Source organism: Massilibacillus massiliensis, from assembly GCF_900086705.1.
In the GTDB taxonomy this organism is placed as follows: Bacteria; Bacillota; Negativicutes; order FLKF01; family FLKF01; genus Massilibacillus; species Massilibacillus massiliensis.
Map to the genome: position 1 here is coordinate 2,080,431 of NZ_LT575483.1, position 15,442 is coordinate 2,095,872.

General features: G+C 36.9%; 16 protein-coding genes. 14 read left to right on the plus strand and 2 right to left on the minus strand.

What is annotated here, in order from left to right; genetic code table 11:
- The first annotated feature begins 90 nt into the window (after window positions 1-90).
- The 7 genes from BN6559_RS09950 to BN6559_RS09980 all read left to right on the plus strand — a co-directional run bounded on the left by BN6559_RS09950 (window position 91) and on the right by BN6559_RS09980 (window position 5,332).
- A complete protein-coding gene (locus tag BN6559_RS09950; RefSeq protein ID WP_110954568.1) occupies window positions 91-573 on the plus strand; it encodes a hypothetical protein in 483 nt (160 codons plus the stop codon).
- Window positions 574-859: 286 nt separating this feature from the next.
- On the plus strand, window positions 860-1,804 hold the full coding sequence (locus BN6559_RS09955) for a sugar-binding transcriptional regulator (RefSeq protein WP_110954569.1): 945 nt from the start codon (window positions 860-862) through the stop codon (window positions 1,802-1,804).
- A gap of 83 nt (window positions 1,805-1,887) precedes the next feature.
- Window positions 1,888-2,658 (plus strand): sorbitol-6-phosphate dehydrogenase, encoded by a 771-nt coding sequence (gene srlD, locus BN6559_RS09960; protein ID WP_110954570.1) that lies wholly within the window; start codon window positions 1,888-1,890, stop codon window positions 2,656-2,658.
- A 69-nt stretch (window positions 2,659-2,727) separates the two neighbouring features.
- The gene (locus BN6559_RS09965; protein WP_110954571.1) at window positions 2,728-3,138 is read left to right on the plus strand and encodes a transcriptional regulator GutM; all 411 of its coding nucleotides are present in this window, start codon (window positions 2,728-2,730) and stop codon (window positions 3,136-3,138) included.
- A 173-nt stretch (window positions 3,139-3,311) separates the two neighbouring features.
- Window positions 3,312-3,878, plus strand: coding sequence for a PTS glucitol/sorbitol transporter subunit IIC (gene srlA / locus BN6559_RS09970; RefSeq protein ID WP_110954572.1), 567 nt, complete (start codon window positions 3,312-3,314; stop codon window positions 3,876-3,878).
- Window positions 3,879-3,894: 16 nt separating this feature from the next.
- Entirely contained in the window at window positions 3,895-4,881 is a 987-nt protein-coding gene (gene srlE, locus BN6559_RS09975) for a PTS glucitol/sorbitol transporter subunit IIB (protein ID WP_110954573.1), read from the plus strand.
- 82 nt (window positions 4,882-4,963) lie between these two features.
- Window positions 4,964-5,332 (plus strand): PTS glucitol/sorbitol transporter subunit IIA, encoded by a 369-nt coding sequence (locus BN6559_RS09980; RefSeq protein ID WP_110954574.1) that lies wholly within the window; start codon window positions 4,964-4,966, stop codon window positions 5,330-5,332.
- Between the two features lie 153 nt (window positions 5,333-5,485).
- On the opposite strand, the gene BN6559_RS09985 is transcribed toward BN6559_RS09980, so the two are convergent.
- Together BN6559_RS09985 and BN6559_RS09990 are read right to left on the minus strand one after the other, a co-directional pair.
- Entirely contained in the window at window positions 5,486-7,861 is a 2,376-nt protein-coding gene (locus BN6559_RS09985) for a homocysteine S-methyltransferase family protein (RefSeq protein ID WP_110954575.1), read from the minus strand.
- Window positions 7,862-8,539 carry a vitamin B12 dependent-methionine synthase activation domain-containing protein gene (locus BN6559_RS09990; RefSeq protein ID WP_110954576.1) on the minus strand — a complete coding sequence of 226 codons (678 nt, stop codon included), beginning with the start codon at window positions 8,537-8,539 and terminating at the stop codon, window positions 7,862-7,864.
- 276 nt (window positions 8,540-8,815) lie between these two features.
- Here BN6559_RS09990 and BN6559_RS09995 point away from each other — a divergent pair, with 276 nt between their 5' ends.
- From BN6559_RS09995 to BN6559_RS10025, 7 genes are all read left to right on the plus strand, one after another.
- Entirely contained in the window at window positions 8,816-9,577 is a 762-nt protein-coding gene (locus BN6559_RS09995) for a ParA family protein (RefSeq protein ID WP_110954577.1), read from the plus strand.
- On the plus strand, window positions 9,570-10,517 hold the full coding sequence (locus BN6559_RS10000; protein WP_110954578.1) for a ParB/RepB/Spo0J family partition protein: 948 nt from the start codon (window positions 9,570-9,572) through the stop codon (window positions 10,515-10,517). The genes BN6559_RS09995 and BN6559_RS10000 overlap by 8 nt, the downstream gene beginning before the upstream one ends.
- Window positions 10,518-10,550: 33 nt before the next feature.
- Complete coding sequence (locus BN6559_RS10005) at window positions 10,551-11,951, plus strand: aspartate ammonia-lyase (RefSeq protein WP_110954579.1); 1,401 nt, start codon at window positions 10,551-10,553, stop codon at window positions 11,949-11,951.
- 2 nt (window positions 11,952-11,953) lie between these two features.
- Window positions 11,954-13,180, plus strand: a complete 1,227-nt coding sequence (gene hydF, locus BN6559_RS10010; RefSeq protein WP_110954580.1) for a [FeFe] hydrogenase H-cluster maturation GTPase HydF — start codon at window positions 11,954-11,956, stop codon at window positions 13,178-13,180.
- Between the two features lie 17 nt (window positions 13,181-13,197).
- Window positions 13,198-13,878 carry a DUF554 domain-containing protein gene (locus BN6559_RS10015; protein ID WP_110954581.1) on the plus strand — a complete coding sequence of 227 codons (681 nt, stop codon included), beginning with the start codon at window positions 13,198-13,200 and terminating at the stop codon, window positions 13,876-13,878.
- A gap of 25 nt (window positions 13,879-13,903) precedes the next feature.
- Window positions 13,904-14,419 (plus strand): DUF4446 family protein, encoded by a 516-nt coding sequence (locus BN6559_RS10020; protein WP_199883911.1) that lies wholly within the window; start codon window positions 13,904-13,906, stop codon window positions 14,417-14,419.
- 79 nt (window positions 14,420-14,498) lie between these two features.
- Window positions 14,499-15,407, plus strand: coding sequence for a M23 family metallopeptidase (locus BN6559_RS10025; RefSeq protein WP_110954582.1), 909 nt, complete (start codon window positions 14,499-14,501; stop codon window positions 15,405-15,407).
- The last annotated feature ends 35 nt before the right edge of the window (window positions 15,408-15,442 follow it).

The window sequence follows — 15,442 nt, forward strand, 5'->3', positions numbered from 1 at the left end:
TTCGGAAAAATTGACGCACGAAAAGATAGGAGTGCCATATTTTTAGCCCGGCGTTCCTCGTGTTGTAGCATGAAGTGGCAGGTGTAAAAAATGAAGAATTGGATGAAAGTAATTGGATTTGTATTGATCAGCTCGATTTATTTTGGGACTTTGTGTCAAGCGAAGGAAAGCAAAAATTTGAATGTGGAAAATGAAGGACAGCAACAAATTAAGATAGAAGACCAACGGTATATACCGATTTATCATGAAGATGAGTATACGTATTATCTTGATAATGCAACCAAAAAAAAGATAAAACATCCATACTTAGAGGAAGAAATCCTTGACGTCTGGGTGAAAATAGAGGGAAATGAAGATGGGGTTTATACAGATCCCGTTAGCTATACGATGAAACATTACTATGTACGTCTAAAAGAAAAGCAAATGCAGCTGGTCAATACAATAGAGTTTATAGGAGGAATATCACCAAGTTATTCTGCTGATACTCCTTATCGAGAAAAAAATTGGAAAACAGTCGTACCGACGAGTCGTGAAGAAAATTGTTATTTAAAAATAATTGAGCTTGTAAAGTGAAAATTTTAATTCTTTATAAATGCTGTGAGATTGATAAAAATCAAACTCACAGTATTCTTTTTAGTGGAAGTTTATATAGATTATTTTAATAAAAACCAGAAAGTATTATATTAAATATTTATGCATATATAAATATTTAATATTTTATTAACTATATGGTTTTTTTTGTATTGATTTTTGGTAAAAGTTAGAGTATTATCATCTTATAACGAACAAAAGTTATACATCGTCACATATGTGACGATAGCGAAATTGTACTAAAAGTTGTAAAAGAGAAGGTGAAAAAATGATACCAGTAGAAAAACGTTTACTCATAAAAGTAGCCAACATGTATTATATCGAAAATATGAAGCAAAGTGATATTGCCGACAAGTTAGGGATCAATCGGACAACGGTTAGTAAATATTTAAAGCGGGCAATGGAAGCTGGCATTGTGCAAATTTCGATCGTGAATGATTCCTATGAAAGATTAGAATCTGAACTAGAAAAGGAATTTGGGCTAAAAGAAGTTTATATTGTAGATTCTGTAGACGATGCAGATGAAGTAAAAAATAATATGGGGAAAGCAGGTCTTGCGTTCCTAAAGCGCGTGATTCACGATGGTGATGTGGTTGGATTTGCTTGGGGAACTGCAATAGGAGCATTGGCAAAAAATGCTTCTTTAGAAAAATGTAATGAAGTCAAAGCTGATATGGTACCGTTGGTCGGCGGACCAGAGAATATAGATAGTGAATTTCACGTAAATACCATTGCATATAAAGTGGCCAATGCATTTAAGGCACGAAATCATTATTTATATGCACCCGCGATTACAAAGACGACGGAGATCAGAGCGGCGATCATGCAAGATGATAACTATGTGAAGATAACAAATTACTGGGATAAATTAGATATAGCAATTGTTGGGATTGGAGCGCCAGTACAATCTTCAAATCTTGTGTGGGCAGGTGCTTTTGGTAAGAAAAGTATTGATGAATTGGCTGATGCGGGCGTTGCCGGAGAAATTTGCTCGGTATTTTATGATGTAAATGGACAGATTGTGACAACGGGATTAAGCGATAAGATCATTGCGATTGATTTAAAAAAATTGAGGCAAGTTAAGTATTCTATCGGCATAGCTGCTTCACCAGAAAAAGTGCCGGCAATTTATGGGGCGTTAAAGGGAAAATTAATCAATGTATTGATTTCTGATGAGCAAACAGCGAAATTATTATTAACCTTTCAAAAATAAGTGATAAAGTCGTTGCGCGTTATGATAAAAATATCTATGGTTTTAGACATCTTTAGAATAAAAGTTATATGGGGGTCAAAACAATGTCAAAGGTTGCACTTGTTGTAGGTGGAGGAAGAAGCTTAGGTGCTTTTTTAAGCAAACATTTAGCAAAAGAAGGCTATGCAGTAGCTGTTGGTGATTTGAATAAAGAAAATGCTGAAAAAGTAGCTGCTGATATTGTAGCTGATGGCGGAAAGGCGATTTCTATTACAGCAAATGCTTGTAAAGAAAATGAAGTTGCGGCAATGTTTAAAAATGTCGTAGAGAAATATGGAAAAATCGATTTATTACTTTATAATGCAGGCGTTGCTAAGAGCAGTAAAATTACCGGTTTTTCACTGGAAGATTTTAAGTTTATCTGTGACGTTAATCTAAATGGTTATTTTTTATGTGCTAGAGAAGCAGCAAGAGTGATGATTGAGAAAGAAATTGCTGGATCGATTATTGTAATTAATTCTAAATCAGGAAGAGTAGGCAGTAAACATAATAGCGGGTATTCAGCTTCTAAATTTGGCGCTGTTGGTCTTACCCAAAGTTTGGCACTCGATCTTGCTGATCATCATATTAGAGTGAATTCAATGATGCTAGGTAATCTCCTAGATTCAGATATGTTTGAAAGTTTAATTCCACAATATGCAATTAAATTAGGTGTTCCTGAAGATCAGGTAAAACAAGTTTATATCGATAAGGTACCTTTAAAACGAGGATGTAGATTCCAAGATGTTGCGAATGTAGTTACGTTTTATGCATCAGAAAAAGCTGAATACTTAACAGGACAGTCCGTAAATATTACTGGGGGGCAAGTAATGTGATTTTTTACTTCTCTTACTTAGGTGATGGATCAAATAACAGAAGCTTCGGAGATTACAGGAGGATAAAAAATGTTGTGGTTGATTATGATTGCTGCATCGATGTGGATTTTACAATGTATCTTAGGGCTTTGGCAATTTAATAAATTTAATCGCCGCTTTAAAGAACTAAGAACAGAAGGCAGGGTTGCAATTGGAAGGGCAAAAGGACGTTTTGTCGCAGGGGCAGTTGTATTACTTTGTATTGATAAAGAATGTAACATCATCAAGGGTGAAAAAATGCAAGGAACAACTATTTTTGCGGGAATAAAGCCCTTTCATACATTGGATCGTATGAATTTATTAACCATAAATGAAGCCTGTTGTCAATCGTTAGACAAGCAAACAGCCAAAGCCGTCCTAAATGCGGTCCAGAATTATAAAGAATTTGTTGAAAAAGAACAAATGGCACAAATAAACACAGAACGTATTGTTGATCATTAACACTATGCCTTTTCTCCGTGCGATTGATTTCAGAAATTTCAGAAATAATTTGTTTTGTAATTTTTATCTGTTAGATCTCAGCTAGGCATAAGTGGATGCATTTATTTAGCGTTTTTAGATTTGTAAAATAAAAGTCGATTTATCAAAAATAAAAAAGAGAGTGGGGTTATCTTATGGATTCATTAGTTTTCTTAGCGAAAGGGTTTATAGGAATGTTTAATGAAGGTGGTAAAACGTTTGTTGCTTTGGTAACAGGGATTGTACCTACACTGATTTGTTTACTAGTGGCAATGAATGCACTTATTCGTTTCGTTGGTCAGGAAAAAATTGAAAAACTAGCGCACATGTGTGCTGGTAACCCGATATCTAGATACCTTATCTTACCGGTTGTTGGCACGTTTTTTTTCTGTAATCCGATGACATTATCATTAGGTAAATTTATGCCGGAAAAATACAAACCAAGTTATTATGCAGCAGGTTCCTTTTCCTGTCATACGTTAAATGGTTTATTTCCGCATGTGAATCCTGGTGAATTGTTTGTTTTTCTTGGCATAGCCAACGGAATTACGCAATTAGGCTTGCCTACAGTCGATTTAGCTCTACGGTATTTTTTAGTTGGTGTTGCAACCAACTTTTTAAGAGGCTGGATAACAGATTTTACAACGAGTTATGTTGAAAGACAACAAGGTGTTACGCTAAAAACAGAAGTCAATACAATTCATAATGGGATCAGTGCATAGAGAGGAGGAAAAGAAAATGGAACAATATCAATCAATTAAAGTGTCAGCAGGTAAAGGGGGCTTTGGTGGACCATTGCTTTTGACTCCAACTGCCGAAAAAAATATAGTTGTGAATATTACAGGCGGCATTATATCACCTGTTGCTGAAAAAATTGCTGAGATGACAGGGTGTACTTTAATAGATGGGTTTAAAACCAAGGCTCCTGATCATGAAATTTTATGTGTCGTGATTGATTGTGGTGGAACTTTACGCTGTGGCATCTATCCACAAAAAAGAATTCCTACGATTAACTTAAATCCAACTGGACCAAGTGGACCGCTTGCTGAACATATTAAAGCAGATATTTATGTATCTGATGTAAAAGTAAGTAATTTAGCATTTCGTGATGGCACTGTGCCCGGCGAAGCGGAACCAGAAAATAAAAAACAACCTAAATATGATACTTCTAAAAAGATTACGCAACAGACGACAGGTGGACTCATGGCGAATATTGGTAAAATGATGGGGGCAATTACATCTACCCTGTATCAGGCGGGTCGCGATACAATAGATACAATTATAAAAACGATTCTTCCATTTATGGCATTTGTATCTATGTTAATTGGTGTTGTCTTGAGTACAGGAATTGGTGATGTGATTGCACAGATATTAGCACCACTTGCTAGTTCGGCGATTGGCTTAATTCTATTGTCTATGATTTGTTCATTCCCATTCTTGTCGCCATTTCTTGGACCTGGCGCAGTCATTGCCCAAGTAATCGGTGTTCTAATCGGTGTCGAGATCGGTAAGGGAAATATTCCACCGCATCTTGCTCTACCAGCACTTTTTGCGATTAATGCCCAGGCCGCCTGCGATTTTATTCCCGTTGGTTTAGGCCTTGCTGAAGCGGAAACTGAAACTGTTGAAGTCGGTGTTCCGTCGGTTTTATATTCACGCTTCATCACGGGTCCGCTTACTGTAGCTTTTGCATGGATTGCAAGTTTTGGCTTGTATGAAAGTTAATTGCTAAATATATTTAGTAGAATGTGTATTCTAACGGATACACATTCTATGATAAAAACAGAATTACCGGAGGTATTTGAGCATGTCTGTTATTTTTAAGACAAAAGTTGTAAAACTCGGAGCATTGGCACAGGCCTTTATCGCTGAAAAAATGGTGATTCTCTTTCAAGAAAATGCACCAGATGAGCTCGCTGAATACTGTGTATTACATAAAGAACACCAATTAATTGATACCGTACAAATAGGAGATATTTTGATTTTTGCAGGTATAGAATACAAAATTGTGTATGTTGGTGATCAAGTACAAAAGAACTTGGGTGATTTAGGGCATATAACATTGAAATTCAACAATAATTGTGAAGCAGAAAACTTGGAGGGCAGCTTATATCTGGAGGATAAAGAAATTGCGTTCATCCATATTGGAGATGAAATTTCGATTATCAGAAGATAATCGATTGCCTGTTATGAACTAAATAATTTAGAAATAGATCTCAAGCTTTTTAATATAAAAATAAACCAGTATAATTTCGCATCCTGCCATGCGTTATATTATACTGGTTTATTTTATTTGCTTAATTTACAAGATACAATAAGCGAATGTATCTTATTTTTCAACCAATTTTTTTGCTAGGTTTACAGCAACAACACCATCACGTGCATAGCAATCAGCGCCGGCTTGGTCTGCATATTCTTGTGTGAGAACTGCTCCGCCAACCATAATTTTGGCCTTGCTGCCGACATCTTTTAATGCTTGAATCGCAAGGTCAATTTGTGGCATTGTCGTTGTCATAAGTGCACATAATCCAATAATATCAGCGTTACTTTCAATTGCTGTTTTTACAATTTTTTCAAGATCTACATCTTTACCCAAATCAATGATATGAAAACCATTATTTTCAAGTAAAGCACCGACAATATTTTTACCGAGATCATGGATATCACCTTTTACTGTAGCAATGACAACGGTACCTTTATTTTGTAAGTTTTGTGTAGGTAATAATTCTTTTATTTTTAAGAAGGCTTCGCGCATCGTTTCAGCTGATAGTAAAACTTGCGGTAGAAATACTTTGCCTGAGCCGAAGTCTATACCAAGGTCGTTCATAGCAGCGGTTAAACTTTTATCTGTAATTTCAGCAGATGAATGACCTTCTGCAATTGCTTTTTCTACCATGAGAGCAATTGCTTCTTTTTCACCATTTAAAACTGCCTGCTTCATTCTTAGCAATATATTTGTTTCAGTGTTTAATGTTTCAGCTGTTTTTAGTGGAGCGGCTGTTATTTTTGCGGCAATTTTACTATAGTGATGCGCGTTTTTATCGTGTCCTAATAGCGCAGAACTGGCAAGAAGCGCATCCTGCATCGTCTGGTCATATGGATTCATAATTGGTGCATCAAGTCCGTGTGCTAAGCACATCGTGAAAAAGTGACTATTGATGCAAGGTCGGTTTGGTAAACCGAAAGAAATATTGCTAAGGCCCATTGTGGATGGATACCCAAATTTTTCACGATAAAGTTGCAATGTATTTAATGTTTGAATGCAGGCTTCGTCATCGGCAGCGATTGTCATAACAAGGGCATCAAGTAAAAAATCTCCTGCTTTAAGGCCGATTGATTGTGCATGATCAAGAATGGTTTGGATAACTGCCACACGTTCTGGTGCAGTTTTTGGCACACCAGAAGCTGAAATCGGTAAGCAAAGAATTGCTGCGCCATATTTTTTTGCTAATGGTAAGAAGTCACGTAATCTATCGGGTTCGGCGCTTACTGAATTGATTAAGGCGCGGCCTGGGTAGGCTTTTAAGCCGGCTTCTAATGCTTTGGCATCGCTTGTATCAATGACCAGTGGAACGTCAACTAATTGCGCTATTTCAGTAATGGCTTTCTCCATGGCTTTTTCTTGGTCTATGCCAGCAACGCCCATGTTTACATCTAATAAATGAGCGCCAGCGTGTACTTGTTCAAGCGCTTCTTTTTTTACGGAAAGAAAAATGCCTTCTTTAATTTCAGCAGCAAGTTTTTTTCGACCGGTAGGGTTGATTCTTTCGCCTAATAAAACGGTAGGTAAGCTTTTATCTATGCATACCGTTTTACTGCGGCTGCTTAAGGTAAGCATTGGCTTGCGGTTTTTACGAACTGCTGGAGACAGACCTTGTACAGCACGTTTGATTGCTGCAATATGTTGTGGTGTTGTTCCGCAGCAACCACCGATATAGGTTGCACCTGCCGCAATTAGCTTTGGTGCCCATGTACCCATTTCTTCAGCTTCCATCGGAAAAACTGTTTTGCCTTCGACTAAATGCGGCATACCTGCATTCGGTTGAATACTGATCGGGCAATCACAATTTGCTGCAAAAATTTCTACGATGGGAAGCAGTTGCGCCGGGCCAAGCGAACAATTTGCCCCAATGATATCAGCGCCCATTGCTTCCAGTGTAATTGCTGCCGTTTTAGGATCTGTTCCAGTTACAGTGCGCCCATCGTTATCAAACGATAATTGACAAATCACAGGTTTATTTGTCACAGATTTGGCAGCGAGTAAAGCCGCGCGCATCTCTTGAATATCAATAATTGTTTCAATTAAAATCATATCGGCGCCAGCATCAACTAAGGCTGATATTTGTTCAACAAAAACATCATAGACCTCATCAAAAGATAATTCTCCTAGAGGTTTAATAAATTTTCCTGTAGAGCCCACAGATCCGGCGATTTTGACGTTACCCTTTGCAGCGGCTTTTGCAGCCATTACGGCTGCTGTGTTAAGTTCAGTTACACGATCCGATAAACCGTAATGTGAAAGCTTGATTCTATTTGCGCCAAAACTATTTGTTTCAATAATATCTGCACCATGTGCAATGTATGCAGCATGTACTTTTGTTACAAGCTCCGGTTGTTCTACGTTTAATAATTCTGGACATTCTCCTGGTTTTAGCCCAGCATTTTGCAACATGGTGCCCATTGCACCATCAAAAATATAAATCATTTAAGAAGAAGACTCCTTTCGAGCTAGACAATCTAGTTTATTACAACTTTCGCAGCTGTGTTTTTCTGTAAGTGTACAATCTGCATTATTTGGGACAAAGCCAATAATTGCAGTTACTGATTTACGGGGGATCAGCATCATGCTGTCGGTTAAAGAAATTCCAATTCTATGTGCACTTGTTAAATGCAGCATTTCGGGTTGAAATTTGATATCCCAGTCTCCATAGCCGGGACTAAATCGCATAACGGTTTGATAACCTTTAGCACGTGCATTTTGTTTAATACTTTTTTCCATTGCATCTGCTGCCATCTCTACTGCTGTAGTTGCAGCAGCATCTAATAAAACAGAATGCGTATAAGCATTGTTTTTAAAATGATTGGTAACTGCTTGTTCGATTTCTTCACCAACTGTGACTGCTAATACGGCGACTTTTGTAGCATTTTGTAGATGTCTCTGGACAATTTTGCCTTGAATTTGAATTGGCTGAGCTGATTCAATGGTATGCGTCCTATTATTATAATCATAGATTTCCCAAATACCTTTAGCATTTCCTAGTAATTGTGCTTCAAGACATGCTTTATCAATTAAATTTTCATCAAAATTAACCTTGCTTAGACCAGCATAACGTTTTGTTTCACCTTTATCAATCGTGGTGATTGAGGCATTATAAATAGGCAAAATCAACACCTCATTCTAGTTAAAATTGTAATCATAATTATTTTAACACAAATAGTCAAGAAAAAACTCGAATACATAAAAAAGTGTAAATTTTAAGTTTTATAGTTGTTAATTTGTGCATATTTTGATTCTATATTTTTAAAATCGGAACATATATATTGAATTTTTAATTGATCTAATCGATTGATCACAAGAAAACAGCAGGAATATGAAGAAGGGTGTGGAATTGAGTTATTTTAATAGGAAAAAAGATTGTTTTAAAGAGAGGTTAATTTCATGGTAAAAGTAATTGCAATTGCAAACCAAAAAGGAGGAGTGGGTAAAACTACAACTTCAGTTAACTTAAGTGCTTGTTTAGCTGAGTTAGGAAAAAAAGTGCTATTAATCGACATTGATCCACAAGGAAATTCGACGAGCGGATATGGAATAGATAAGTTAAAGATTAGGCGGTCAGTATATGATGTTCTAGTTGATAATGTTGATCCAGCAGAGGCTATCTTGCAAACAGATATTGAAAATTTAGATATAATACCTGCGACGATACAATTAGCTGGAGCGGAAATAGAATTGGTATCTGTTATGTCTAGAGAAACTAAATTAAAACGTGCAATTGATAAAATAAAATATGATTATGACTATGTTGTTATGGATTGCCCGCCGTCGCTTGGATTATTGACAATTAATGCATTGAATGCCGCACATTCAGTTTTAGTGCCAATACAATGTGAATTTTATGCGTTAGAAGGTTTATCGCAATTAATGAATACAGTGTCTTTGGTTCAGAAAAATTTGAACCCAATATTAGAGCTGGAAGGCGTAGTTCTTACAATGTTTGATGCACGTACAAATTTATCAATACAGGTGGTTGAAGAGGTAAAAAATCACTTTAGACAGAAAGTGTATCAGACAATCATTCCGAGAAATGTCCGACTGAGTGAGGCGCCTAGTCATGGTCAGCCGGTAACTTTATATGATCCAAAATCGAAAGGCGCAGAAGTGTATTTTGAATTGGCGAAAGAGGTGATTGATAATGAGTAAGCAAGCTCGCGGATTGGGTAGAGGTTTAGATGCATTGATAAGAAATACTACGGTAGAAGATACGGATGCAAATGAAAAAGTCAATTTACTTGCCATCAGTGAGATTGAGGCAAATAAATTCCAACCACGAAAAGAATTTGATGATGAAGCTTTAGAAGAATTAATGCAGTCTATTAAGCAGTATGGTGTATTGCAACCAATTTTAGTTCGCAGAACGCTAACAGGGTATGAATTAATTGCTGGAGAACGAAGATTAAGAGCATCAAAACGAGCAGGGTTAAAAGTAATTCCGGCTATTGTTCGAGAATATAGTGATTCTGAAATGACAGAAATTGCGCTTATAGAAAATTTACAGAGAGAAGACTTAACCGCAATCGAAGAAGCCACTGCATATGAAAAACTCTTAACTATATTTGGTTTAACACAAGAAGAATTAGCACAAAAGGTTGGTAGAAGTCGCTCTCATATTGCAAATTTTATTCGTATGTTGAGTTTACCAAAAGTGATTCAAGATTATGTTTCACGTGAAACAATTTCTATGGGACAAGCAAAACCTTTAATAACACTTGATGATGAAAATTTGCAAATTGAAGCAGCTGAATATATTATCGCTGAAGATTTATCTGCACGGGCAAGTGAAGATTTAGTGAAAATATTGACTGCAAATCCAAATTACCTACATGAAAAACAACAACTCATTGATGAGGCAGATGAAAATGAGACAATACTTACACCTGATGTAAGAGAACTTTTTGTTGTTGAGGCAGAAGATCGATTAAAGTTAATGTTAGGTACACAAGTAAAAATAAAGCAGGGCAAGAAAAAAAGCAGAATTGAAATAGATTTTTATTCACAGGATGATTTGGATAGAATTATTGAAGCATTATCAGAGCCTATATCGCTAAAAAGCAACAAAAACTATGAAGCATTTACTGTTTAATGTTTCACGTGAAACATTTTGGAGAAATATGTTATGAGAGTCGAAAAAGATTTATTAGGTGAAAAAAGTATAGCAGAAGATTGTTATTATGGAATTCATACATTGCGAGCGGTTGAAAATTTTTCGATCAGCGGGAAACGTGTACATAAAAATTTAATTCGAGCGATTGCACTTATTAAAGAAAGTGCGGCACAAGTTAATATGGATTTAGGGTATTTAGAAAAAGAAAAAGCAATTGCAATTATTGCGGCCAGCAAAGAAATGGCAGCAGGAGATTTGGAACAGTATATTATCGTTGATGCATTGCAAGGTGGAGCCGGAACGTCAACAAATATGAATATAAATGAAGTAATTGCGAATCGAGCCTTAGAATTGGCTGGTCGAAATAAAGGAAGTTATGATTATATACATCCAATTGAACACGTCAACTTGCATCAGTCTACCAATGATGTTTACCCTTCAGGGCTAAAGATTGCTTGTCTTTGGACTTTAGAAGAATTGAGTAAGGCTTGTGAGAATCTACAGGATAGTTTACAAAAAAAAGAACAAGAATTTGCACAGATGATTAAAATGGGACGTACGCAATTACAAGATGCAGTTCCGATCACTTTAGGACAAGAGTTTAGTGCGTATGCGCAAGCAATTGCCAGAGATCGTTGGCGTATTTATAAATGTCAAGAACGACTAAAACAGATCAATTTAGGCGGTACTGCAATCGGAACAGGTATCACAGCACCTCTAAAATATGTATTTGCAGTGGTTGAAAAACTAAGAAGTTTAGCGAAAGTAAATATTGGCCGTAGTGAAAACATGATTGATGCTACACAGAATGTAGATGCTTTCGTAGAGATATCGGGGCTTGTAAAAACTTTGGCAGTAAATCTAAATAAAATTGCCAATGATTTACGGCTTTTATCATCTGGCCCATCTGCTGGATTTAGAGATATAGAATTGCCTTCTTGTCAAGCTGGATCTTCTATCATGCCAGGTAAAGTAAATCCTGTTATTGCTGAGGCCACAAATCAAGCTTGTTTTCATGTAATGGCAGGTGATTTAGCTATTTCTTTGGGGGCTCAAAACGGGCAGCTTGAATTAAATGCTTTCTTACCGTTAATTGCACATCATATATTAGAAAATATAGAATTGATGACGAAAACTGTAACTATGCTAGATAAACGTTGCATTCAGGGGATCTTGCCAAATGAGGAACGGATGAGATATGTTGTATATCACTCTCCTGCGTTAATTACGGCATTAGTTCCGTATGTTGGTTATCGTAAGGCAACCGAATTGGCAGTAGAAATGAGTAAAACAGGTGTAAGCATCGAAACTATTTTAAAAAAGTATAATCTTATGAATACACAGCAGATAGAAGAATTTTTAGATCCATATCAACTTACGAAACCTTATAAAGATAAGAAAAGGGAGTCATAAGCATGCAAGACACACCGAAAGGAAATCGACTGCATATAGGAATATTTGGTCGTAGAAATGCAGGAAAGTCTAGTTTGATTAATTGTTTAACAAAACAAGACACCGCATTGGTATCTCCGGTCGCCGGGACGACGACAGACCCTGTATATAAAGCGATGGAGTTGTTACCGATTGGACCCGTGATGATCATTGATACAGCAGGAATTGATGATATGGGAACTTTAGGAGAAATGAGAATTGAAAAAACACATGAAGTTATTACAAAAACAGATCTTGCAATTGTTGTAATGGATGGATGTGAAACATTTTCTGCTTATGAAGAAGATTTAATTATAGAGTTAAAACGACGTAAAATTCCCACGGTTTTTGTATTAAATAAAGAAGATCGGATACAAATTTCTGAAGATGAAATAAAGCAATTAAGAAAACGTTTTGAAATTCCGGTAATAAAAATTAGTACAATAAATTTTACTGGCATCGAAGAATTAAGAAAACAAGTGATTAGAAATGTTCCTGACCAGTGGGAGGGGCAACCGTTATTAGGAGATTTGATCAATGGCGGTGATAGTGTTGTTATGGTAGTGCCAATTGATACAGCGGCACCTAAAGGCAGACTTATATTACCGCAAGTACAGGCGATCCGTGACGTGTTAGATCATGATGGACATGCTATGGTCGTCAAAGAGAGAGAACTAAAGGCAGTATTAGATAATTTAAAAGAAAAGCCTAAATTAGTGGTGACAGACTCACAAGAATTTTTAAAAGCAGATGCAGATACGCCAAAAGATATCATGCTCACTTCTTTTTCAATTTTGATGGCCCGGCACAAAGGCGATTTAGAGACGCTCGTAAAGGGAGCAAAGGCCATTGATTTCTTAAAAAGAGGAGATAAAGTTTTAATTGCTGAGGCGTGTACGCATCAATGTCAGTCTGATGATATTGGACGCGTTAAAATACCGCGTTGGTTGAGGCAGTATGTGGGCGGAGATCTGGATTTTCATTGGGTGAGTGGGAATAGCTTTCCGGCAGATTTAAAAGCGTATAAGTTGATCATTCATTGTGGAAGCTGCATGATTAATCGGCGTGCTATGCTGCATCGTATGCAGGTTGCAGAGGCATATGATGTGCCAATTGTAAATTACGGCGTATTAATAGCAAAGCTCCATGGGATTTTGCCACGTGCATTAAGTCCATTTCCTTATTTACAAATGCTGATAAAAGATGAATAATATATTAGGAGTAAAAAATGAGAGGTGCATTTGTTAATTTTTTAGCAATTATAATTGGATCAGGGTTAGGATTGATTTTCAAGAGCGGTATTCCAGAAAGTTATAAGGAAACGATTATTTATGGTTTGGGTTTAGCTGTCATGATGATTGGCGTTAAAATGGCAATGGTGACGGAAAATATATTGATTGTCATTGTTAGCATTGCTGTTGGTGCTTTCATCGGTGAATTTATTGGTATCGATGCAGCATTAAATCGTGTAGGTATATGGCTGACGACCAAATTAGGCGATCGATATGGCGATGTGGGGAAGGGCTTTGTTACGGCAACTTTGCTCTTTTGCATTGGTGCTATGGCGATCGTTGGAAGCATACAAGAAGGGCTAAATGGTGATGCCAGTACACTTTATGCAAAGTCTATGATCGACGGCGTAGTAGCGATTATTTTTACTGCTGCAATGGGAATTGGTGTTGCATTTTCCGCTATATCGGTGTTAATTTATCAAGGGGTAATCACAGTGGGAGCAAGTTTTTTTAGTACCTTAATTACCGAAGCCGTGATTCATGAAATCACCGCAGTTGGTGGGGTTTTGATTATCGCAATTAGTCTTGCCATGCTGGAAATTAAAAAAATCAGAGTAGCGAATTTATTGCCGGCAATTCCGATTGCTGTCATATTAGCCGTTTGGAAAATTTTATAAGGGATAGTTAAGGAGTTTTGTGAAAATGGGACAAGGCATAGATTTATCAATGGTAGCTATATTTATAAATAATAATATCCATTATGTAATTTTAATAATGACGATATTGTTATTTTTTTCGTTAATTGTATTTATTAATATTAATATGAAATTATCTAGAATGAATAAGCGCTACAAGAAATTAATGTCCGGTATGGATGGGAGCAATATTGAAAGAATCCTTATGGGTCATATTGATGAGGTAAGAGATTTAGTAAAACAAGTCGATGCTTTGGAAAGGGAAAATAAACGGATTGATTTGATGGCAAAAAAATCGGTGCAAAAAGTAGGAATTGTTCGTTTTAGTGCGTTTGAAGGTATTGGCAGTGACTTAAGTTATGCAGTTGCTGTGCTGGATCATTATAATAATGGAGTAGTTTTTTCCAGTATTTTCGGAAGAGAAGATTCTCGCACTTATGCCAAGCCGATTTTGGATGGAAAATCAACCTATTTATTGACAGAGGAAGAAAAAGGCGCAATTGAACAGGCGCTGCAAAAATAAATTTGGAAAAAAAGCAGGAATTTTCATATTTATGGCAAAGTAATAAGGTTGATACGATTTTATAGTTTGGAGGATTTTGATGGATAAAAAAACTCAAAAACCAGATAAACGTGAATATACCTTAAAAATTATTCCGCACCAAGGTGGAGATGTACGCAGTATTCGATTACCGATACGTGCAATCAAATATGGTGTGGCTGTAATTTGTGCAAGTGCAGTTCTATTTATTGGTGCCTTTGGTTATTCTACTTACAATGCCAGTCTGCTCAAACAAGATCAAGCTGAATTAGACGAATTAAGACAAGTAAATAATATACAGCAAACACAAATCCTGCAATTGGCTAAAAAAGCAGCTACGTTGCAAGAGGATATGGATAAATTAGATGAGCTTGAAAGTGAACTTCGTCAGTTAACTGCAACGAATACAGACACGGAGACTTCTCGTTCTGGGGTGAATCGACTAGAACACGATGGGCAAGGTGGTCCGGTAATAAAACCCAATATTGATAATTTGAACGAAACGTTAACTTCTTTAGAAGAACGGTTAAAAGTCCGTAAAGCGAATTTAGAGGCATTGAAAGCTAACCTTGTCACACAACAAGCGCAATTGGCTGTTACGCCGTCTATATGGCCAGCAAATGGGGAAGTTAGCTCTCGGTATGGGTTACGCTGGGGTGGCAGTGACTTCCATCCTGGTGTCGATATTGCGGCAGATACGGGTACACCTGTTGTTGCAACAGCTGATGGCGTGGTCGTGGAAAGCGGGTGGAATTCCGGCGGTTATGGCTATATGGTTGATATAGATCATGGCAATGGAGTTGTTACACGTTATGGGCATAATTCACAGCTTGCTGTCAGTGTAGGTACAGCTGTAAAAAAAGGACAGGTTATTGCTTATATGGGAAGCACTGGGTTTAGTACAGGCCCACACGTCCATTATGAAGTTATTGTGAATGGGAAACCCGTAAATCCAGATAGATATTTGTAATATTTTTAGAATCAATGTAGAAGGGCGCGTGTGCA